At 45.0% G+C, this 21,477-nt stretch carries 14 protein-coding genes, 1 tRNA gene and 3 rRNA genes; 14 read left to right on the top strand and 4 right to left on the bottom strand.

Going from position 1 to position 21,477, the window contains the following annotated elements; all coding sequences use genetic code 11:
• The first annotated feature begins 511 nt into the window (after positions 1-511).
• Complete coding sequence (locus tag V1225_RS00085) at positions 512-1,174, top strand: RNA polymerase sigma factor (protein ID WP_338547091.1); 663 nt, start codon at positions 512-514, stop codon at positions 1,172-1,174.
• Positions 1,074-1,742 (top strand): DUF4367 domain-containing protein, encoded by a 669-nt coding sequence (locus tag V1225_RS00080; protein ID WP_338548140.1) that lies wholly within the window; start codon positions 1,074-1,076, stop codon positions 1,740-1,742. The genes V1225_RS00085 and V1225_RS00080 overlap by 101 nt, the downstream gene beginning before the upstream one ends.
• A gap of 15 nt (positions 1,743-1,757) precedes the next feature.
• Here the strand turns inward: V1225_RS00080 and V1225_RS00075 are convergent, their stop codons facing one another.
• Complete coding sequence (locus tag V1225_RS00075; protein WP_338547090.1) at positions 1,758-2,171, bottom strand: hypothetical protein; 414 nt, start codon at positions 2,169-2,171, stop codon at positions 1,758-1,760.
• Positions 2,172-2,864: 693 nt separating this feature from the next.
• On the opposite strand from V1225_RS00075, the gene V1225_RS00070 reads away from it, so the two are divergent.
• Genes V1225_RS00070 through V1225_RS00060 form a run of 3 tightly spaced genes read left to right on the top strand, consistent with a single transcriptional unit; the run spans position 2,865 to position 5,727 of the window.
• On the top strand, positions 2,865-4,265 hold the full coding sequence (locus V1225_RS00070) for an AbgT family transporter (RefSeq protein WP_160201785.1): 1,401 nt from the start codon (positions 2,865-2,867) through the stop codon (positions 4,263-4,265).
• A 41-nt stretch (positions 4,266-4,306) separates the two neighbouring features.
• A complete protein-coding gene (locus tag V1225_RS00065) occupies positions 4,307-5,488 on the top strand; it encodes a M20 family metallopeptidase (RefSeq protein WP_338547088.1) in 1,182 nt (393 codons plus the stop codon).
• Positions 5,485-5,727, top strand: a complete 243-nt coding sequence (locus V1225_RS00060) for a hypothetical protein (protein WP_160201787.1) — start codon at positions 5,485-5,487, stop codon at positions 5,725-5,727. The genes V1225_RS00065 and V1225_RS00060 overlap by 4 nt, the downstream gene beginning before the upstream one ends.
• A gap of 97 nt (positions 5,728-5,824) precedes the next feature.
• Here the strand turns inward: V1225_RS00060 and V1225_RS14715 are convergent, their stop codons facing one another.
• On the bottom strand, positions 5,825-5,881 hold the full coding sequence (locus tag V1225_RS14715) for a hypothetical protein (protein WP_350339730.1): 57 nt from the start codon (positions 5,879-5,881) through the stop codon (positions 5,825-5,827).
• Here V1225_RS14715 and V1225_RS00055 point away from each other — a divergent pair.
• The 3 genes from V1225_RS00055 (at position 5,871) to V1225_RS00045 (ending at position 9,529) form a co-directional block, all read left to right on the top strand.
• Complete coding sequence (locus V1225_RS00055) at positions 5,871-7,097, top strand: amidohydrolase family protein (protein ID WP_350339729.1); 1,227 nt, start codon at positions 5,871-5,873, stop codon at positions 7,095-7,097. The genes V1225_RS14715 and V1225_RS00055 overlap by 11 nt on opposite strands.
• A gap of 1 nt (position 7,098) precedes the next feature.
• The gene (locus tag V1225_RS00050; protein ID WP_160201789.1) at positions 7,099-8,043 is read left to right on the top strand and encodes a DMT family transporter; all 945 of its coding nucleotides are present in this window, start codon (positions 7,099-7,101) and stop codon (positions 8,041-8,043) included.
• A gap of 148 nt (positions 8,044-8,191) precedes the next feature.
• Positions 8,192-9,529: an acetyl-CoA hydrolase/transferase C-terminal domain-containing protein gene (locus V1225_RS00045; protein ID WP_160201790.1), complete on the top strand. Its 1,338-nt coding sequence runs from the start codon at positions 8,192-8,194 to the stop codon at positions 9,527-9,529.
• A 73-nt stretch (positions 9,530-9,602) separates the two neighbouring features.
• Here the strand turns inward: V1225_RS00045 and V1225_RS00040 are convergent, their stop codons facing one another.
• The gene (locus V1225_RS00040; RefSeq protein WP_251632177.1) at positions 9,603-10,553 is read right to left on the bottom strand and encodes an AI-2E family transporter; all 951 of its coding nucleotides are present in this window, start codon (positions 10,551-10,553) and stop codon (positions 9,603-9,605) included.
• A gap of 386 nt (positions 10,554-10,939) precedes the next feature.
• Here V1225_RS00040 and pflB point away from each other — a divergent pair, with 386 nt between their 5' ends.
• Positions 10,940-13,171: a formate C-acetyltransferase gene (gene pflB, locus V1225_RS00035; RefSeq protein ID WP_160201792.1), complete on the top strand. Its 2,232-nt coding sequence runs from the start codon at positions 10,940-10,942 to the stop codon at positions 13,169-13,171.
• A 66-nt stretch (positions 13,172-13,237) separates the two neighbouring features.
• The gene (gene pflA, locus V1225_RS00030; RefSeq protein ID WP_251632178.1) at positions 13,238-13,945 is read left to right on the top strand and encodes a pyruvate formate-lyase-activating protein; all 708 of its coding nucleotides are present in this window, start codon (positions 13,238-13,240) and stop codon (positions 13,943-13,945) included.
• 59 nt (positions 13,946-14,004) lie between these two features.
• Here pflA and nhaC read toward each other — a convergent pair whose 3' ends face one another.
• Positions 14,005-15,495, bottom strand: coding sequence for a Na+/H+ antiporter NhaC (nhaC, locus tag V1225_RS00025; RefSeq protein WP_160201794.1), 1,491 nt, complete (start codon positions 15,493-15,495; stop codon positions 14,005-14,007).
• An 846-nt stretch (positions 15,496-16,341) separates the two neighbouring features.
• Between nhaC and V1225_RS00020 the strand changes: the two genes are divergently transcribed.
• From V1225_RS00020 to rrf, 4 genes are all read left to right on the top strand, one after another.
• A 16S ribosomal RNA gene (locus V1225_RS00020) occupies positions 16,342-17,857 on the top strand.
• A 34-nt stretch (positions 17,858-17,891) separates the two neighbouring features.
• Positions 17,892-17,967 (top strand) — tRNA-Ala (locus V1225_RS00015).
• 311 nt (positions 17,968-18,278) lie between these two features.
• A 23S ribosomal RNA gene (locus V1225_RS00010) occupies positions 18,279-21,169 on the top strand.
• 190 nt (positions 21,170-21,359) lie between these two features.
• A 5S ribosomal RNA gene (gene rrf / locus V1225_RS00005) occupies positions 21,360-21,476 on the top strand.
• Together the 16S, 23S and 5S rRNA genes with 1 tRNA gene alongside form the textbook arrangement of a ribosomal RNA operon.
• Position 21,477 lies beyond the last annotated feature (1 nt).

The raw sequence follows: 21,477 nt of genomic DNA, 5'->3' as shown, positions 1-21,477 counted from the left end.
GAAAAACTTTAGCGTCCTACAGTAAAATATCAAAAAAGCGGATATCAGGCAGCAGGTGCGCGCCAGTTTTTTAGAAAATGAATCCCAATATGGCGTTTGGCGGATGGCTGGCGCCATGTATACAAAAAAACGCTTAGAAGATGGCGGTTTTCATGGGGTGGACGCCGGATATTCAAAAAAATCTTGAGATTATGGCGCGCCGGTTTCTCTGCAGCACAGGCTATTACATATTAATCATATTAAATCAGATTGAACTGCATCCCGGCATTTAATCTGGATTCTTTTTCACTTCAATGTGAAATAATCTCTTTGATTTTGTCTTGCACTATTGCCTTATATTTACATTAAAGTGGTGCGGATTTTTATATTCTATCGATAAAACTTCTTTTTTGCAAAAAAATTGTCGAAATTTCAAAAAGTACCCTGAGAATTCCTTTTCAAAATGGTAAAAAAGAGATACACTAAAGGAACCGCTATTTAGCGAAAAACAAAAAGAAAGCGAGAAGGAGAGTTGACAGAAAAAGAACTTTCAGAAAGAAGAGCAGTACTTTGTGAGAAATATGACAAGATACTGGGATTAACTTATCACTTTGGTGTGGCAGACAGCGACAGAGATGATGTTGTGCAGGAAGTGTTTGTTGCAGCTTATTTACATTTGCATCAGCTGCGGGACATAGAGAGCATGGATTCTTGGTTGTATAAAATTGCCATGAGAAAAGCGGGACGAATCGGAAGGAAAAGTAAAAGGCGAGAAGACAAAGAGCTTTTGTACGAGTCCTGTGAGCAGGAGCTTGACAGGATTAGCGCAGAAGAATATGCGTCAAAGATAGACTTCAGCGATGAAGACATCTTTGAAATGGTAAATAGTCTGAAGCCGCCAGCGCCGGAAATAATCAGACTCCGCTATGTATCGGAATTGAGCATGGTGGAGATAGCAAAGCTTTTAAAGATGAATTACAATTCGGTGAAAACGATAGAACGCAGAGCGAAAAAAGAACTGGAGAAAATGATAAGTGAGGGAAAGCATGAAACGAGAAGAGAGAGAAAACCTGAAGAAGAACGAGCAGAAGTTTATGGAGGAGATAGGAGCGGCACTGAAGAGACACGAAAAGAAGACAAAACTAGACGCAGAGGTGTTGGAAGGCTGGGTCGCAGCTGCCAAGGAAAGGAGTAGGGCTAGAAAGAGAAAGTATATGGCTGCGATATCCTGTGTTGTGATTGTTTGCGCAGGTACTTTTAGTGCAATGAACTTGCTGGTGCCGGATGCTGCAATTGCTGGGAAAAACGGTCCGGTTACAATGGAGGATGGAAACAGCACAATTGTAAAAAATAATGCTGAAGACCCGGGAGCAAACTTAGGCGGCGATACGATGATTGAAACAGAATGGGATAAGGTTGCAACTATAAAGAAAAACTATCCGGACTTGCTGATTCCAGGCTACGTGCCAGAGGGATATGAGTTTAAAGAGTTGCGGGTAGAAGTGACGGAAGCATTTAGTTCATTTATTTATACATATGAAAGAGATAACAAACTAATAAAACTTATACAGTCAAAAGGCGACGGCATGAAGATTATTAAAAATTATAGCTATACTTTCGAAACCAATGATGGAATTGAAATAAGGATGAAAGAAGATGAAGAAAAAAGTGCGAACTTCTTTATAGAAGAGGACTTGTGTGCAATTGTTGGAGACCTTTCGGAGGAGGAGTTTGGAAAAATAACAGATAGTTTAGAGAGGTGATAAGGAGTTCTCAAATTAGAAGGGGTCTGAATAGGTTGTGGAAGTATATTTGCTGCCTCGATCGTATTCGTCCACGGAGACGCATTTCACTCTGTAAACAATACCTTTTTTTACGGTCCATTCATCATAGGTTAAAACACTGACTTTATTTGTACCAGTGTATTTAATTGTATTACCGCTGACGTCAGTAGCTGTTACCCAGCTGCTGCCGGATTTCTTTTGCAAAGTGATAGTAACAGTATATTTATCTGCGGTAGAAGAAAAGTGAACTACTGCACCAGCAGTGGCTTTTGTATCGCTAACTCTTTTTGTATTGAATCCGACAGCGGTAGTACTATATGTCGAACCTGTATCTGCAGAGGCAAAAACAGATGTCATTCCAAGGGTTAGAGCGAGCATGAGAAACATGCAGACGAATTTTTTTTTCATGGTTTTCCTTTCAATCATTGATAAGAGTAAACTTTCGCAAGGCAAGTATATCTTGCCTTGTTTTTATTGTCAACTTTTAAGAAACCATTGGCAAACACAAGGAAAAATGCGCGCTAAAAGTAGTCTGAAATGCATATATTTGAAGAAAATCATCAAAATATGCACGCAGTTGTGCGTAAAATTTGAGAAAACCTTTATAATATGCACAAATGGGGTGTCTGGACGAAAAATATCAATTCAATCAGGATGAAAAGGTGCATATTTTTTCTGATTCCTTTAAAAATCTGCACAGATTCATGAAGAAACGTGCATATATTGAGGAAAAAGCCGGATTTTATGCATGCTAGAGGACACGAGCAGAATTCTTGCTGAGATAAAATGATACGGAAATCGTTTTCATAGGCTTGCTGTGACGAGCAGCAAAAGAAAAACAACAAAATGCAGTGCTTTATATCTGCATACCAGTAAGAGAGCAGAAAGTGTGCAGACTTTAGTCCTTTGTGAGGCTGCTGTGCATGTGGAAATATGGATTTGCCATCTGTAAAGTTTTTCTTGCACTTCAGATTTATAGAAATATTCAGTAAAGCTAGTTTTTTTACCAAAATAACTAAAACCGGATATATACCCGGGGGGGGGTAACATATAATGGTATAAAATATATTTTATATCTTTAATCGAGTAAGGGAGCGAAAAATGGAAAAAACAAAAAAGAAATTCCAAGTACCACACGTGTACGCATTACTCACAGGCCTTATTATATTATGTGCAATTCTAACGTATATTGTTCCGGCAGGGGCCTATGATATGATGGTGCTGGACGATGGCAGAGAAGTTGTAGACCCTGATACTTTCCGCTATATTGATCAGACGCCGGTGGATCTGATGGGCACTATGAGCGCTGTATTCAGGGGAATGCTGGGAGCAGCTGATATCGTATTTCTGATTTTTATCTTTGGTGCGTGCTTTGGCGTAATCGGGGATACAGGAGCGATTGAGGCAGGACTTGTCAAAGTTTCTAAAGCTCTTGCAGGAAAAGAACTTTTTATCATTCCGGTTATGATGTTCATTTTCTCACTGATGGGAGCGATCATCGGTTCAGCAGAGGATTTACTGCCGTATATTCCAATCTGCGTAAGTCTTTGCCTCGCATTAGGCTTTGACTCTATCACCGGTACAGCTATCGTACTTTGCGGCGGTGCGGCAGGCTTTGGCGGCGCCTTTATGAACGCATATACAGAGGGCGTTGCGCAAAGTATTGCGGGACTTCCGATGTTCTCTGGACTGGGATACAGAATTGTTGTGTATGTATCTATGGTAGTTGTTACAGTTGCATTTGTTATGATTTATGCACGCAGAGTCAAAAAGAATCCGACCCTTTCCAGAATGTATGAAGAAGATCAGAAGAGAGAGGATAAACTGGAACTGGATGAAGAATTGCATCCGTTTGGAATCAGACAGAAACTGGTTCTGCTGGCACTGCTGATTACCATTGTTCTTCTTGCGTATGGAACTATTCAGTGGGGCTGGTACTTTAATGAAATTGCGGGACTTTTCTTTGGTCTGGCGATTGTGTCAGCTATCATTGGCGGCATGTCAGTCAATGAGTTTGCAGAATCTATTTCCAACGGAATGACTGGAATTTGCGGAGGCGCATTAGTTTGTGGTTTCGCCAGAGGTATCATGGTAGTGCTGACAGACGGCAATATCATCCATACACTGCTGCATGCAACTGCAAATATCCTGATGCAGCTGCCTTCAGTGATTTCCGCAGTTGGTATGTATATTTTCCAGTGCTTACTGAACTTTATCATTCCATCCGGTTCCGGTCAGGCTGCAGTGTCCATGCCGATTATGGCGCCGCTTGCTGATATGGTAGGTGTAACCCGTCAGACTGCAACGCTGGCATTCCAGCTGGGTGATGGTATTTCCAATATCTTTACACCGACATCTGGCTACTTTATGGCAGCCTTGGCACTTGCAAAGATTCCTTGGGAAAAATGGGCAAGATGGATTCTGCCGTTAATTGGAATTCAATACTTATTAGGCGCAATTCTGGTTGTAATTGCACACTTAATGCAGTGGGGACCGTTCTAAGAACGACATACTGGAGTGAAATTTAAGAGGTGAGTAAAATTATGAAAACATATACGAGCCTTGTGAGAAAGACCGATGAAAAAATCGGTCTTTTTCACAAGGAGCTGATGGCTCTTAGTGATGATTTGGCAGATCATCCGGAAGTAGGCGGTCAGGAATACCGAACTACAGAAAAAATGACTGCCCTTCTTAGAGAAAAAGGATTTACCGTGACATATCCTTTTGCGGGCCTGGAAACAGCATATAAGGCGGTTTTTGGAAATAATGACCATAAATATAAAATTGCGCTGCTTGCAGAATATGATGCACTTCCAGAACTGGGGCACGCCTGCGGACATTGCCTCAGCGGCTCTATTAGTATACTTGCAGGTATCGCACTTTCTGCACTGCAGGACGATTTGGATGTGGATATTCATATCATTGGAACCCCTGACGAGGAGTATAACGGCGGTAAACCGAAGATGATTCGCACCGGTGCTTTTGATGATTATGATATGGCGATGATGATACACCTTTACGATGCCAATCAGGTTTATACGAAGCTGCGGGCGCTTGATACCTATACCTATTATTTTCATGGGAAAGCAGCCCATGCTTCGGCGGCACCTTGGGATGGTCATAATGCCTTTAATGCCTGTCAGCTGTTCTTTCATGCGATCGATATGCTTAGGCAGCACGTGAAAACGGATATCCAAATACACGGCATTATCAGAAATCCGGGAGAAGCGCCGAATATTGTGCCGGAGGAAGTATCTGCAGAACTTTACATTCGCGGATTTGACAGACCTTATCTGAATCAGGTCAACAAGATGATTGATGACTGTGCAGCGGGTGCTGCTATTGCAACCCAGACTACCTGGGAGAAGAAAGCAACTGCAGAAAGGTACGACAATCTGCTGATTTTACCCTTTGGCAATGCTTTGCTTGCAGAAACTTATGAGGAAATGGGACTTACTTTAAACGGCAATCCCGAAGAACTCTTTGGGTCTTCCGACTGCGGCAATGTAAGCTTTGTCTGCCCAGTCTTTCATCCGACCTTGCAGGTGGTGGACAAAGGCGTGCCAATACATACCAGAGAATTTGCCGATGCTATGAAGACAGACAGAGCACACAAGGCACTGGCGACTGGTGCGGGTATCATTTGCCGCCATGTGATTAAAATACTGGCGAATGAAGAGAACTTAAAGAAACTGAAAACAGAATTTGAGGAGAAAAAGGCATGATGTACGTAAGAGCATTTTTACCTGCGATTTTGGCGTTGCTGGCATTTCTGATGTTGCTTCGCTATGGTTTTAATAAAAATGCGCTGATTCTCGGTGCTAGTGGCGCTATGGCGGTGTATTTGCTGGCAGAAGCCAGACTTAGTCTAGTTTCTACTGTCAATGGAGCAGCACTAACTTTTACACTGGTCTATGCTATAATTGCTATTATGAATATGAGGAAGAATAAAAGAGGTAAATAGATATGATGGATTTACTGATTATAAACGGGCGTTACCCTGACTTTCAGGCGGCACAAATAAAGAAAGCCAATATCGGTGTTCGTAATGGGAAAATTGTTTATTTAGGGGAAGATATGCCCGAGGCAAAGAAGACCTTAGATGCGATGAACCAAATTGTATCGCCAGGCTTTATTGATATTCATATGCATGAAGATGATTTGCTGGGAGAAGATGCAGAATATATAATCGGAAATATGATGCTGAAGATGGGAGTGACGACAGCCTGTGGCGGAAACTGCGGCATACAGAGGCAGAGGCTGGCTGAATTCAAAGACCGGGTAGCGAAACTGGGCGGAAGTCCTGTCAATATGGTTATGTTTGCAGGTTACAATCAGATGCGCTATGAACTTGGATTGGGACATTATGAGCGTGCGAATGAACATCAGAGAGAAAGCCTGCGAACATTGTTAGAAGAAGAGCTGCGGGAAGGCGCTTGCGGTATTTCTTTTGGAATAGAATATGACCCTGCGATAACCTATGACGATATGATGGAAGCGCTGGCATTGCTAAAAGATAAGAGATATCTGGCATCGGCACATTATAGAGAATCCGGCATCGGTGCCATCGAGTCCATAGAGGAAATGCAGCGTTTATCAAAGGACAGCGGTGTAAAGTTTCAGATTTCCCATCTGTCTAGCTGCTCTGCGACCGGGCAGATGGAAGAGTCTCTGGCTCTCATTGATAAACTGATTAGCGAAAATCCGCTGCTGGATTTTGATACTTATCCGTATAACGCCTTTTCAACCTTGATAGGCAGTGAGGTATTTGAAGAGGAAAGCCTGAATCAGTGGTGTGAGGATATCAGCGCCATTATGCTGACGAAAGAACCTTATAAAAACACCTATTGCACAAAAGAAATTTTAGACGAGGCGAGAGAAAAATATCCTGACATGATGGCGGTGGGCTTTATTATGAATGAAGAAGAAATTTCTGCAGCAATCTCCAGTGAACACGGTATGATTGGCAGCGATGGAATTCTCTTTGGCGGTGATGGACACCCGCGCGCTTCAGGCACTTTTCCCAGAGTTCTGGGGAAATATGTAAGAGAAGAAAAGGTGATTTCTTTACTTGACGCTCTTGCCAAAATGACCGTCAGACCGGCAGATAGATTGTCTTTATCGGACAAAGGAAGAATAGAACTTGGCGCTGATGCGGATTTGACTATTTTTGATGAAACGACTATAATAGATGGTGCCACCTATGAAAATATCGACGTGCAGCCTGAGGGGATAAGCTATGTCATCATAGGCGGTGAAATTGCTATGCAGCATAAAGAAATCGTCAGTGATAGACTTGGACGGTTTATCAGTTTTCATCAGAGAGAAGATTAGAATGAACAAAGAACACTATTTACAAAAAACGAGTATTGTTTGTTTGCTGGCGCTGCTCTGCTGTTTCTTGTGGGGCAGCGCATTTCCATGTATTAAAATCGGCTACCGGCTTTTTGCCATCGAAAGCACAGATACCTGGTCGCAGATTCTTTTTGCGGGTATTCGGTTTACGCTAGCGGGTGTGCTGGTGATTCTGACAGCAAGCGTGCCGCAGAAGAAGATTCTGTTTCCGAAAAAAGGCTCCTGGGGCATGGTGGCAAAAATCAGCATGGCGCAGACCGTAATTCAGTATTTTTTCTTTTATGTGGGGCTTGCCCATACGACAGGAGTAAAAGGTTCTATCATAGAGGGAGCCCATGTTTTTCTGTCGATTCTTATTGCATCACTAATTTTTCATCAGGAAAAAATGACGAAGGCGAAGAGTGCAGGCTGTGTTATCGGGTTTTCCGGTGTGATTTTAGTTAATGTCAGTGGAGCCGAGGGTCTTGGCGGCGGTCTTGCGCTCAATGGTGAGGGGTTTCTGCTCATTGCTTGCGTGTCTTATGCCTTTTCCTCGGTACTTGTAAAACTTTATTCTGCAAAGGAAAGTCCGGTGGTGCTCAGTGGATATCAGTTCATGATGGGCGGCGTGATTATGACGGCTGCAGCATGGATTGGCGGAGGCCATTTGACGGTAACAAGCCTGTGGGCATATCCAATGATGGTTTATATGGCATTGATTTCGGCAGTAGCATACTCCGTTTGGGGCGTGCTCCTCAAATATAATCCGGTTTCAAAGGTCACCGTCTTCGGCTTTACCACGCCGGTGTTTGGCGTTGTGCTTTCCGCGCTGTTTCTTACAGAAAGTGGGCAGATTCCGTGGGTACAGAGTCTTGTTGCGCTGTTGTGTGTCTGCGCCGGCATTTTCATTGTCAATCGCGGAGAAACATTAGAAAACACAGATTGACTATAAATTAACAAAGAATTGATTTTTTTTTGACAATTTGAGGAAACTGTATTGATTTCAATACAGTTTTTGTTATAATAGTAGTAAGTGGTTTTATACTGCGGCTTGATTATTAGAACTTTGAATCATAAGAAAGGAACATATTACTATGAACGTTTATGAAGAATATCGTGCGAAACTTCGCACCGCAGAAGAAGCAGTTAAAGTTGTTAAAGACGGAGACTGGGTTGACTACAGCCAGACGTGTTCTTTTCCGGAAGCGCTGGACCGTGCGCTGGCAGGAAGAGTAGGAGAAGTAAAGGACGTTAAAGTCAGACATGCAATCAGCATGAAACCGGTTCAGATTGTAGAGCAGGATCCAAATCAGGAATCCTTTACTTATAACCTGTGGCATACTTCCGGTCTTGATCGTAAATACTGCGACCAGGGCAGAGCATATTACTCCCCAATGCTGTTCAGACACTGCGGCAGATATTATACGAAGGGTTTTGCGCCAGTAGATGTTGCAATGATTACAGTAGCTCCAATGGATGAGCACGGCAACTTCAACTACGGTCTGACTAACTGCTGTCTGCAGGAGATGCTGGATCAGGCAAAGACCATTATCCTGGAAGTAAATCCGAATATGCCGAAGATTTACGGTAAATGCACAGATCATATCCATATTTCTCAGGTTGACTATGTTGTTGAATCTGATGCTGAGCTTGCAACTACACCAGTAGGCAAGGCTTCCGACATCGACAAACAGATTGCAGAATATATCTTCCCTTACCTGGAAGACGGAATTACACTGCAGCTGGGTATCGGCGGCATGCCTGATTGCCTGGGCATGCTCATTGCAGAGTCCGACCTGAAAGACTTAGGCATGCATACTGAACTGATGTCTAACGGATATCTGAAATTATATCAGTCCGGTAAAATGACTGACAGAAGAAAGAACATTGACAAGGGCAAAGGCGTATTCTCTATCTGCAGCGGTTCCAGAGAACTGTACGATTTCTTAAACGAAAACCAGATGATCGTATCTGCACCAATGGCATACGTAAATGACCCGGCCACCCTGAGACAGCACGAGAAATTCGTTTCTATCAACAGCTGTATTTCTATGGACCTTTATGGACAGGTATGCTCCGAAACAGCAGGTACCCGTCACATCAGCGGTACTGGCGGACAGCTGGACTTCGTAACAGGTGGTCTGGAGTGCCCGAATGGAAAAGCATTTCTTGCATTCCCTTCAAGCCGTGTTGACAAAGAAGGCAACCGTCACTCCAACATCTTCCCTAAGTTCACGCAGGGTGATGTAATTACAACACCGAGAACGCAGGCACCTTATATGGTAACTGAATACGGTGTAGCAGTACTTCCTGGCAAAGCAACTTGGCAAAGAGCTGAAGCCATCATTGACATTGCGCATCCTGACTGCCGCGAGGATTTAATTAAGGCTGCTGAAGAACAGAGAATTTGGAGAAGAAGCAACAAACGTTAATTTGTGTGAATTTTTCCATCCCAATAATAAAACCGTCCCTCTCAAAGATGAGCAATCGAGAGGGGCGGTTTTATTATTGGGATTGTGCCCATTTTTCAAGAAGAACTTTTATAATACCAGCCAGAGGAACTGCCAGAATCATCCAGAGAAGACCTCCAACGGCTCCGGCTGCGGATACAGAGATTAGAACGAAGAATGGGTGCAGCCCAGTGGATTTTCCAATGATACGCGGATAAATAAAATTCGATTCTACTTGTTGAACGGCAAAAAGCGCCAGCGCAGCAAGTATAGCTTTGGAAAGTCCGCCCTGAGCCAGTGCAATTAGGGATGCGGGAATAATACCGATGACTGGACCGAAGTAGGGAATTACGTTAGCTATGCCAGCAAAACAACCGATAAACACAGAAAAGTCAACGCCAATCAGTGCAAGCGCAAGTGACGATAAAAAGGCGACAATGACCGAATCTACAAAGACGCCTCGCAGAAATGCAGAGACGACGTCGTTTATGGAAAAAGCAATTTCCCTGAGAATGCCGTGCGCTTTTTGACCCAAAAAAAGGTGCAGTCCCTTGTTGCACAAGCGAAGAAAGAAATCCTTATCTTTCAAAAGGTACATAGCAGCAACGGCGCCGATAAAGAATTTTGTAAGACCGCTTCCGAGGCTTTGTACCATCAGTACTACATCAGCTTGACCGAAAGATATGCCAAATAGCTGCCTGATTAGGGATTTATACTCTTCATAGTAGGCTTGCAGTGAAGTGACGATACTTTGTAGAGACCCTGCTGTTAGATGGTCGCAGGCGATATCAGCAAAGCCAACGGCTAGCAGGCAAAATGCGCCTGCCACAGTCAGATAAGCAAGAAGAACGCAAAGAAAACGCTTGGCTGAAAGTTTTTTCTCCAGCCAGCAGACATAAGGATCCAGAATATAGGCGATGGCGATGCCGAGAAATGCGGGGACCAAAGCGCGGCGCAGAAAAAAGAACGCCGTAACGATAAAAAATATGATAAGCAGTTTTAACATAGTTTGCGGAAACCTCCTGAAAATAGTATGTTAGAATAACAGGAAAATATAAAAGATAAAGCTGAAAATTTTAGAGGTAGGCAAAGTAAATTCTGCGGTAGAGACAGGAGAATAAAAGGTGACTTAGGTATTGTGAGAATCTATTGAAAATCACTGGTATAGAAGCATTTTTTATGTTTCAAAAAAAGAACAAAAAACTTTGCATAAGGGTGTTGACGAAAACATTCTTCCGCTGTATTATGATAGCAGAAAAAGGGTTACCCATCAGGTAGGAATTGAGAACTGAAGGTGTAACCAAAAAATTGTACCAATTTTGTATACAAGATACAGAATTCAATACACTACCCCTAAATATGATTAATTAACAGTAAAGGAGAACATTGAACATGAGTAATGCATGGGAAGGCTTCAAATCAGGAGCATGGGAAACTACAATTAACGTGGATGATTTTATCAACACTAACTATACTCCTTATGATGGAGACGAAAGTTTCTTAGCAGGTCCGACTGCAAGAACTACAGAAGTGAACGACAAAGTAAAGAAACTGCTGGTTGAAGAAAGACACAACGGCGGTACTCTGAAAGTTGACGCAAGCAGAATCATGAGAATCAACGCTTTTGATCCTGGCTACATTATTGAAGGAAAGGACCTGATTGTAGGTCTGCAGACTGATGAACCTTTGAAGAGAGGTATCTGCCCGTTTGGTGGAATCAAAATGGTAAGAGAGGAAGTTGCTGAATATGGCGAAAAACTTCCTGAAGAAGTAGAATTCATGTTCAACTATGTAACTTCTCATAACGATGGTGTATTTAAGGCTTATTCCCCTGAAATGAGAAAAGCAAGACACCTGGGATATATCACAGGACTTCCTGATGCATACGGCAGAGGCCGAATCATCGGTGACTACAGAAGAGCGGCACTGTATGGTATCGACAGACTGATCGAAGCAAAGCAGATTGACCACGACGAAATCGCATCAAGACCTATCATGAGCGAAGAAAATGTAAGACTGGCTGAAGAAATCTGGAACCAGATTGCTGCTCTGAAAGAAATCAAGAAAATGGCTGAAAAGTACGGCTATGACATTTCCAAGCCAGCAACTGACGTAAGAGAAGCAATTCAGTGGACTTACTTCGCTTACCTTGCAGGTATCAAAGAAGAAAATGGCGCAGCAATGTCTCTGGGAAGAACAGCTACTTTTATCGACGTTTATGCTGAAAGAGACCTGGCAAGTGGAAAATATACAGAAGAACAGATTCAGGAATTCATTGATGACTTTATTCTGAAGCTGAGAGTTGCAAGACATCTGAGAACTACTGAATACAACGAACTGTTTGGCGGAGACCCTATGTGGATTACAGAAGGTCTGGGCGGCGTAGGCGCTGACGGCAGACACAGAGTTACTAAGATGACTTACAGATATCTGAACACTTTATACAACCTGGGTGCTGCACCGGAACCAAACCTGACAGTTCTCTGGTCCAAAGACCTGCCTGAACCGTTCAAAAAGTTCTGTGCACAGGTTTCCATCGACACAGACTCCATTCAGTACGAAAACGACGACAAGATGAGACCGGCTTATGGCGAAGACTACTCCATCGCTTGCTGTGTATCCGCAATTCAGATGGGACAGCAGATGCAGTTCTTCGGCGCAAGATGTAACCTGGCTAAGTGCTTACTGCTGGCTATCAACGGCGGTATCGACGAAAGAACCGGCGAGCACATCGGACCTCAGATGGAATCCATGCCGGATGGTCCTTTAGACTTTGATGAAGTATGGAGAAGATACAACATTTATCTGGAATGGCTCATGAGCGTATATGCTAGAATCATGAACATTATCCACTTCATGCACGATAAATATGACTACGAAAGATCCCAGATGGCATTCCTGGATTCTGAAGTGAAGAGACTGATGGCGTTTGGTGTTGCAGGTTTCTCTGTAGCAGCTGACTCTCTGTCTGCAATCAAATATGCTAAGGTTACTCCAATCAGAGATGAAAACGGCGTAATCGTTGACTTTGAAACTGAGGGTGATTTCCCTAAATACGGAAACGACGATGACAGAGTAGATGAACTGGCAGTTAAGATTTCCGAAAAATCCATTCAGGAATTGAGAAAACAGCCGGCTTACAGAAACGCTGTAACAACTCTTTCCGTACTGACTATCACTTCCAACGTTATGTACGGTAAGAAGACCGGTAACACGCCTGACGGAAGAAGAGCTGGAACTCCGTTTGCGCCAGGTGCAAACCCAATGCACTGCAGAGATAACCACGGTGCAGTTGCATCCTTAAACTCTGTAGCTAAGATTGACTGGGATACTTGCCAGGATGGTATTTCTAATACATTCAGCATTACACCGGATTCCCTTGGTAAAGACAGAGAAGACAGAAAAGAAACTCTGGTTAAACTGCTCAGCGGATACTTTGGTCAGGGTGCACACCACCTGAACGTAAACGTGCTGAACAGAGAAGTGCTGATGGATGCTTATGAAAATCCAGACAAATATCCTTCACTGACAATTCGTGTATCCGGTTATGCAGTAAGATTTAACGCATTATCCAAAGCACACCAGAAGGAAGTTATCGACAGAACATTCCACGAAGGACTGTAAAGATTATGACACAAAAGGGAATATCGCGGAGCGGTATTCCCTTTTTAAAGATGGGAGGATTACAGTATGAACATGGGATTGCTGCACTCCATAGAAACCTTTGGAGCAGTTGATGGTCCTGGTATTAGAACTGTGTTTTTTCTGCAGGGCTGCCCGGCAAGGTGTGCTTATTGCCATAATCCGGACACCTGGCGCACTGGCGGCGGACACCGCGCTACGGTTGGTGAAATTGTTGCCCGTGCAAAGAGGGGAATTCCGTACTATGGAGAAGACGGCGGTGTGACTTTTTCAGGAGGAGAGCCGCTTATGCAGGGGAAATTTGTGTCTGAGGCAATCAATGCGCTAAAAGAAGAAGGAATCAGCAGTGCCATTGATACCAGCGGAACCTATTTTGACAAAGACTCCGAGGCTGCTATTGCAGTGGCAGATTTGATTCTTTTGGACATTAAACACGTGGATTCGGAGGAGTTTCATAACCTGACCGGAAGGTATCAGGAAACTTTATTTAAAGTTATTGACGCCATTAACCGCTTTGGAAAACATGTGTGGATTAGACAGGTGATTATGCCAGGATATAACGATACAGAAGCGTATATCGAAAGTCTCAATGGCTTCCTGCGCCGCATTAAATATGTGGACAAGGTGGAACTTCTGGGATACCATAACATGGCAGTTAACAAGTACAAAAAACTTGACATTCCGTATAAGCTGGCGGATATGCCGCCGATGAACAAACAGCGACTTATGCAACTTAATGAATTGGTTAGAAAATAAAGAAGAGAACCGGCGAGGAGTATCCTGCCGGTTCTTTTATCAGTATAAGGTTGATATAGTTAAGCTTCTAATGCTTCCAGAGCCTCTTTCTGCTCTCTTTCTCTTTCGCTGAGTATCTTTTGGTATTCTTCTTCGCTCATCTTGGTCATGGTAATGCCGGTGTAGCCGAAGATAATGGAAACTACAGGATTTAACCAGTTGAGAATTGCATACGGAATATAACCGCTTCCTACGCCCAAGAAGGATCTCATGGTTGCGCCGCAGGTGTTCCAAGGGAAGAAGTTGGATGTAATAGTTCCGGAGTCTTCCAGACACCTGGACAGGTTCTTTGGTGCCAGTCTCATGTCTTCGAACGCTTCCTTGAACATTCTGCCAGGTAATACTAATGCTAAGTACTGGTCGCAGCAGATTGCGTTTACGAAGATACAGGAGAATTCTGTAGCCAGAACCAGACCGCCTCTGCCTTTTGCTACTTTCAGCAGCAGCCCTGCAAAGGTGCCCATGATGCCAGTTACATCTACGATACCGCCGAAACACATTGCGCAAAGAATGATGGAAATGGTCCAGAACATGCCCTGCATGCCGTCACAGGACAGTAAGCTTGCTAGCTCTTGAATGATTGCCGATGCATCATCAGAGACTGAACCCATAGCAACACCGTTATTTAAAATATTGAAAATGTTTGCAGTTAAGTCGTCATCGATAGCAGCTTCGATATATGGTCTGTTCCAGAACATCAGAGGAACACCGATAAATACGCCGCCCAGCAGAGATGGTAATGCTGGTAGCTTTAAGATTACTGCAGCAATTACAAATACTGGCGGAACCAAAGCGATAATGCTAATATTGGAAGATGCTTCAATAAATGCAGTAATCTCGTTCAATACACCAAGGTCTGGTGCATTGGAGGAAGAATGCATGAATCCCATAACAGCATATGCAACCAGTGCGACTACTAAAGATGTACCGGTGGTATAAATCATATGCTTAATGTGATCGAACAAAGTAGCGCCTGCCATAGCTGGAGCCAGATTTGTGGTATCGGACAGCGGAGACATTTTGTCTCCAAAGTAAGCACCGGATACTACGGCACCAGCAGTCATAATAGAAGGAAATCCCAGTGCGGTACCTACACCAATCAGTGCAACACCCATGGAGCCAGCCGTGGACCAGGAAGAACCGGTCGCCAGAGATACGATAGCACAAAGGATACAAGCAGTTACCAGGAAAATGCTCGGGCTGATAACCTTGATACCATAGTACATCATGGAAGGAATTGTGCCTGCAGCCATCCAAGAAGCAATCATACATCCTACGATTGCAAGAATTAAGCAAGCTTGCATAGAACGGTTGATGGAGGCAAGAATACCTTTTTCAAGATAAGCCCATTTCCAGCCGTTTGCAGCAGCAACGATGCCGCCGACGCAGGCGGCTAAGATTAATGCGATATGAGGCTCTCCACCTGTGTCTTTCAAAATAGACCACATCAGCAGACCGACCATCGCAAGAATGACAATTAAGCATTGCCATAAAGGAATCTTTCTACCCATAAATAAGTCCTCCTTAAAAATAAAATCAAGTAAAAAATCCTAGGCTATATAGCCATTTTTATTATAATTCTGAAAAAAAGATTTGTCAAGTTAATTAAAATTCTCGGTCACATTCTTGAATGTATATCCTGTGCATAAAATGCATTGAGTTTACAAACATATGCGGCATTAAAAACAAGAAATAAAGTTACATGTAATCAATGACGAAAAAAGAGATCAGAGATTTTTGTATATACATATACAAAAATATGAAATAAAATGACAAAAATGATTAAAAAAATTTTTTTTAACAAGGATAGACAACCGGGGAAGTATATTCAGGAATTATATGTAAGAAAAATCTCCAATGGTAATGCCGGGAAGGAGAGATGAAAAGCGCTGAAGGATTCAGAAAAAAAGAACAATAGAAAAAAGGGAAAAAGGTACTTGACGGGAGAAGAAAAGGGTGATATATTAAGAAAGCTGTCTTGCAGGGGGAACCCCACAGGCAGACTTGCCACAGAAAACTCCCAGAAAAGGAGAAGAAAAAAGCTCGAAAAAACTTCAAAAAAGAGGTTGACATAAGAGCCAAAGAGTGGTAAGATAAATAAGCTGTCGCAAGGACAGCAGTCCGCTTGAAAGAGCAGACAGAACCTAGACAACTTCATAGTGTAGAAATTTAGTCAAAACAAAATTGAACAATCAGCAAATTGGTAAGACATTACTAGTTTGTGAGAGTTCACGACAATTTCTTAAAAGAAGAACAATAATTCTAAGAAGAATATATTGCAAGAGCGCAAAGCGTTCAGAATCCGAACAAGGATATCTTAAGAAAGATATTTAAGACATTAGTCTTTGATATACCATTTAATTAAGAGTTTGATCCTGGCTCAGGATGAACGCTGGCGGCGTGCCTAACACATGCAAGTCGAGCGAGAAGCTGATGACAGATACTTCGGTTGAAGGAGTCAGTGGAAAGCGGCGGACGGGTGAGTAACGCGTAGGCAACCTGCCCTTAGCACAGGGATAGCCATTGGAAACGATGATTAAAACCTGATAACACCATTTGGTTACATGAGCAGATGGTCAAAGATTTATCGGCAAAGGATGGGCCTGCGTCTGATTAGCTAGTTGGTAAGGTAACGGCTTACCAAGGCGACGATCAGTAGCCGACCTGAGAGGGTGAACGGCCACATTGGAACTGAGACACGGTCCAAACTCCTACGGGAGGCAGCAGTGGGGAATATTGCACAATGGGCGAAAGCCTGATGCAGCAACGCCGCGTGAAGGAAGAAGGCCTTCGGGTCGTAAACTTCTGTCCTTGGGGAAGAAGAACTGACGGTACCCAAGGAGGAAGCCCCGGCTAACTACGTGCCAGCAGCCGCGGTAATACGTAGGGGGCAAGCGTTATCCGGAATTATTGGGCGTAAAGAGTACGTAGGTGGCAACCTAAGCGCAGGGTTTAAGGCAATGGCTCAACCATTGTTCGCCCTGCGAACTGGGATGCTTGAGTGCAGGAGAGGAAAGCGGAATTCCTAGTGTAGCGGTGAAATGCGTAGATATTAGGAGGAACACCAGTGGCGAAGGCGGCTTTCTGGACTGTAACTGACACTGAGGTACGAAAGCGTGGGGAGCAAACAGGATTAGATACCCTGGTAGTCCACGCCGTAAACGATGAGCACTAGGTGTCGGGGTCGCAAGACTTCGGTGCCGTAGTTAACGCATTAAGTGCTCCGCCTGGGGAGTACGCACGCAAGTGTGAAACTCAAAGGAATTGACGGGGACCCGCACAAGCAGCGGAGCATGTGGTTTAATTCGAAGCAACGCGAAGAACCTTACCAGGACTTGACATCCCTCTGACAGACCCTTAATCGGGTTTTTCTACGGACAGAGGAGACAGGTGGTGCATGGTTGTCGTCAGCTCGTGTCGTGAGATGTTGGGTTAAGTCCCGCAACGAGCGCAACCCTTGCCATTAGTTGCCAGCAGTAAGATGGGCACTCTAGTGGGACTGCCGGGGACAACTCGGAGGAAGGTGGGGATGACGTCAAATCATCATGCCCCTTATGTTCTGGGCTACACACGTGCTACAATGGCCGGTACAGAAAGCAGCGAAGTCGTGAGGCGGAGCAAATCTCGAAAACCGGTCCCAGTTCGGACTGCAGGCTGCAACTCGCCTGCACGAAGCCGGAGTTGCTAGTAATCGCGGATCAGAATGCCGCGGTGAATGCGTTCCCGGGTCTTGTACACACCGCCCGTCACACCATGGAAGTTGGGGGTGCCCAAAGCCGGCAGGGAAATATGCTGTCTAAGGCAAAACCAATGACTGGGGTGAAGTCGTAACAAGGTAGCCGTATCGGAAGGTGCGGCTGGATCACCTCCTTTCTAAGGAGACGAGATTTTTACACTATGAGTTCATGGGGAATTAGCTCAGCTGGGAGAGCACCTGCCTTGCACGCAGGGGGTCAAGGGTTCGAGCCCCTTATTCTCCACCAAGGTCGAAAGACCAAAGTACCTTGAAAACTGAATAACAAGAAACAAACACAGAAAAGAGAGAAATCGAGAAAATACACAAAGCATAGCGAAAGCAAGCGAAGGGTAAATTCTATGATTTCAACCGAGAAACCAGAAAAGATTCTTTAACAAAAATCCATGTGCAAGCGCTGTACATGGTACACAAAGAACCGCGAAGTTAGAATTCGGAGATGACGAGGCGCGCGAGTGAGCGAGGAAGGCGCATACATTGGTATGTAACTGAGGAGTGAGCGAGCAGCAACAAAGTCAGAACGGATTAAAACGAGCGAAAGGTCAAGTGAAGAAGAGCATAAGGCGGATGCCTTGGCACTGGGAGCCGACGAAGGACGTGACAAGCTGCGAAAAGCTGCGGGGAGGAGCAAATATCTGCTGATCCGCAGATATCCGAATGAGGGAACTCACCTGTGGTAATGCACAGGTATCCATAACTGAATCAATAGGTTATGAGAAGGAAACGCGGGGAACTGAAACATCTAAGTACCCGTAGGAAGAGAAAGAAACATCGATTTCCTAAGTAGCGGCGAGCGAAAGGGAAAGAGGCCAAACCGATAGCTTGCTATCGGGGTTGCGGACACTCAAGATGTATCCATTGTTGATAGTCGAATATGTTTGGAAAGGCAAACCGAAGAAGGTAAAAGTCCCGTAGACGAAATTGACAAGGAGCAGAGTGGATCCAGAGTAGGACCGGACACGTGAAACCCGGTCTGAAGCCGGGGGGCCCACCCCCCAAGCCTAAATACTACCCAGTGACCGATAGAGAATAGTACCGTGAGGGAAAGGTGAAAAGAACCCCGGGAGGGGAGTGAAAAAGAACCTGAAACCTTATGCTTACAAGCAGAGGGAGCGCAAGTGACCTCGTACTTTTTGTAGAACGGGCCAACGAGTTATGGTATGCAGCGAGGTTAAGGTGTAAAGCACTGGAGCCGAAGTGAAAGCGAGTCTTAATAGGGCGAGAAGTTGCATGCTGTAGACCCGAAACCGGGTGACCTATCCATGAGCAGGTTGAAGTAACTGTAAAAGGTTATGGAGGACCGAACCCATATCTGTTGAAAAAGGTTGGGATGACTTGTGGATAGCGGTGAAATTCCAATCGAACTCGGAGATAGCTGGTTCTCCTCGAAATAGCTTTAGGGCTAGCCTCACAGAAAGATACCCGGAGGTAGAGCACTGAATGTTCTAGGGGCCTTCACCGGTTACCGAAAACTATCAAACTCCGAATGCCGGAATATCATATGTGGGAGTCAGACTATGTGAGATAAGTTTCATAGTCGAAAGGGAAACAGCCCAGACCAACAGCTAAGGTCCCAAAATGTAAGTTAAGTGGAAAAGGATGTGGAGCTGCATAAACAGCTAGGATGTTGGCTTAGAAGCAGCCACTCATTTAAAGAGTGCGTAATAGCTCACTAGTCGAGTGGCTCTGCGCCGAAGATAAACGGGGCTAAAACTTACTACCGAAGCTTTGGATACAGAAATGTATGGTAGAGGAGCATCGTATACTGGGAAGAAGCAAATTCGTAAGGATTTGTGGACTGTATACGAGAGAGAATGTTGGCATGAGTAGCGCAAGGCAGGTGAGAATCCTGCCCGCCGAAAATCTAAGGATTCCTGAGGAAGGTTCGTCCGCTCAGGGTTAGTCGGGACCTAAGCCGAGGGCGAAAGCCGTAGGCGATGGATAACAGGCAGAGATTCCTGTACCACCGGAGGTCGTTTTAAGCGAAGTGGGGACACAGAAGGATAGACTGAGCACGCCGCTGGTAGAGCGTGTCCAAGCGTCGAGGTAGGCAATGTAGGCAAATCCGCATAGTCAATACTGAGGCGTTACGGGGTGGCAAGTAAGCCGGAAGCAGTCGATTTCACGCTGTCAAGAAAAGCCGCTAGCAAGACCCGAGGTGCCCGTACCGCAAACCGACACAGGTAGATGAGGAGAGAATCCTAAGGCGAGCGAGAGAACTATTGTTAAGGAACTCGGCAAAATGACCCCGTAACTTCGGGAGAAGGGGTGCCTGCTTCGGCAGGCCGCAGTGAAAAGGCCCAGGCAACTGTTTACCAAAAACACAGGTCTCTGCAAAAGCGAAAGCTGAAGTATAGGGGCTGACGCCTGCCCGGTGCTGGAAGGTTAAGGGGAAGTGTCATCCGTGAGGAGAAGCACAGAACTTAAGCCCCAGTAAACGGCGGCCGTAACTATAACGGTCCTAAGGTAGCGAAATTCCTTGTCGGGTAAGTTCCGACCCGCACGAAAGGCGTAATGATCTGGGCACTGTCTCAACAATAGACTCGGTGAAATTGTAGTACCGGTAAAGATGCCGGTTACCCGCAGCAGGACGGAAAGACCCCGTGGAGCTTTACTGTAGCTTGATATTGAGTTTCGGCGTTGCATGTACAGGATAGGTGGGAGACAAAGAGATCAGTACGCCAGTATTGGTGGAGTCACCGTTGGGATACCACCCTTGTAACGTTGGGATTCTAACCATGTATCGTAATCCGGTACTGGGACAGTGTCAGGTGGGCAGTTTGACTGGGGCGGTCGCCTCCTAAAGAGTAACGGAGGCGCCCAAAGGTTCCCTCAGCGCGGACGGAAATCGCGCGAAGAGTGCAAAGGCAGAAGGGAGCTTGACTGCAAGACAGACAAGTCGAGCAGGGACGAAAGTCGGGCTTAGTGATCCGGTGGTACCGAGTGGAAGGGCCATCGCTCAACGGATAAAAGCTACCCCGGGGATAACAGGCTGATACCCCCCAAGAGTTCACATCGACGGGGGTGTTTGGCACCTCGATGTCGGCTCGTCTCATCCTGGGGCTGAAGTAGGTCCCAAGGGTTGGGCTGTTCGCCCATTAAAGAGGTACGCGAGCTGGGTTCAGAACGTCGTGAGACAGTTCGGTCCCTATCCGCTGTGGGCGTTGGAGATTTGAGTGGAGCTGTCCTTAGTACGAGAGGACCGGGATGGACATACCTCTGGTGTACCAGTTGTCTTGCCAAAGGCATAGCTGGGTAGCTACGTATGGAAGGGATAAGCGCTGAAAGCATCTAAGTGCGAAGCCCCCCACAAGAAGAGATCTCCTCCTAAAAGGTAAGACCCGTGGGAGACTACCACGTAGATAGGCCTCAGGTGGAAGTGCAGTAATGCATGTAGCTGAGAGGTACTAATCGGTCGAGAACTTGACCAGTGGTTTTACGAAGAGTTTGTTGATTGTTATTCAGATTTGAGGGTATATACCTCAAGAGAAAAGAAGCTGCGAAGAATTTTTCAAGAGCTGACGCGGCGTGCGAAGGAGCGAAGAGGGCACGTACTAGTGTACGTAACTGATGAGCGAAAGAGCAGCAACAAAGTCAGGATTGAAAAAGGCAAGCAGGAAATCCGGTGACAATAGCGGGGAGGATACACCTGTACCCATCTCGAACACAGAAGTTAAGCTCTCAAGCGCCGATGATACTTGGTGGGAAGCTGCCTGGGAAAGTAGGTCGTTGCCGGTTT

It is taken from the genome of Emergencia sp. JLR.KK010 (assembly GCF_037018265.1).
GTDB lineage: Bacteria > Bacillota > Clostridia > Peptostreptococcales > Anaerovoracaceae > Senimuribacter > Senimuribacter intestinalis.
The sequence above is the reverse complement of the archived record's forward strand: the minus strand, read 5'-3'. Positions and strand labels throughout refer to the sequence as shown.

Excerpts from the sequence above, each read along its gene's own strand:
- V1225_RS00080 (WP_338548140.1), top strand. The coding sequence starts at position 1,074 with ATGGAGGAGATAGGAGCGGCACTGAAGAGACACGAAAAGAAGACAAAA.
- V1225_RS00075 (WP_338547090.1), bottom strand. The coding sequence starts at position 2,171 with ATGAAAAAAAAATTCGTCTGCATGTTTCTCATGCTCGCTCTAACCCTT.
- V1225_RS00070 (WP_160201785.1), top strand. The coding sequence starts at position 2,865 with ATGGAAAAAACAAAAAAGAAATTCCAAGTACCACACGTGTACGCATTA.
- V1225_RS00065 (WP_338547088.1), top strand. The coding sequence starts at position 4,307 with ATGAAAACATATACGAGCCTTGTGAGAAAGACCGATGAAAAAATCGGT.
- V1225_RS00060 (WP_160201787.1), top strand. The coding sequence starts at position 5,485 with ATGATGTACGTAAGAGCATTTTTACCTGCGATTTTGGCGTTGCTGGCA.
- V1225_RS00055 (WP_350339729.1), top strand. The coding sequence starts at position 5,871 with ATGAACCAAATTGTATCGCCAGGCTTTATTGATATTCATATGCATGAA.
- V1225_RS00050 (WP_160201789.1), top strand. The coding sequence starts at position 7,099 with ATGAACAAAGAACACTATTTACAAAAAACGAGTATTGTTTGTTTGCTG.
- V1225_RS00045 (WP_160201790.1), top strand. The coding sequence starts at position 8,192 with ATGAACGTTTATGAAGAATATCGTGCGAAACTTCGCACCGCAGAAGAA.
- V1225_RS00040 (WP_251632177.1), bottom strand. The coding sequence starts at position 10,553 with ATGTTAAAACTGCTTATCATATTTTTTATCGTTACGGCGTTCTTTTTT.
- pflB (WP_160201792.1), top strand. The coding sequence starts at position 10,940 with ATGAGTAATGCATGGGAAGGCTTCAAATCAGGAGCATGGGAAACTACA.
- pflA (WP_251632178.1), top strand. The coding sequence starts at position 13,238 with ATGAACATGGGATTGCTGCACTCCATAGAAACCTTTGGAGCAGTTGAT.
- nhaC (WP_160201794.1), bottom strand. The coding sequence starts at position 15,495 with ATGGGTAGAAAGATTCCTTTATGGCAATGCTTAATTGTCATTCTTGCG.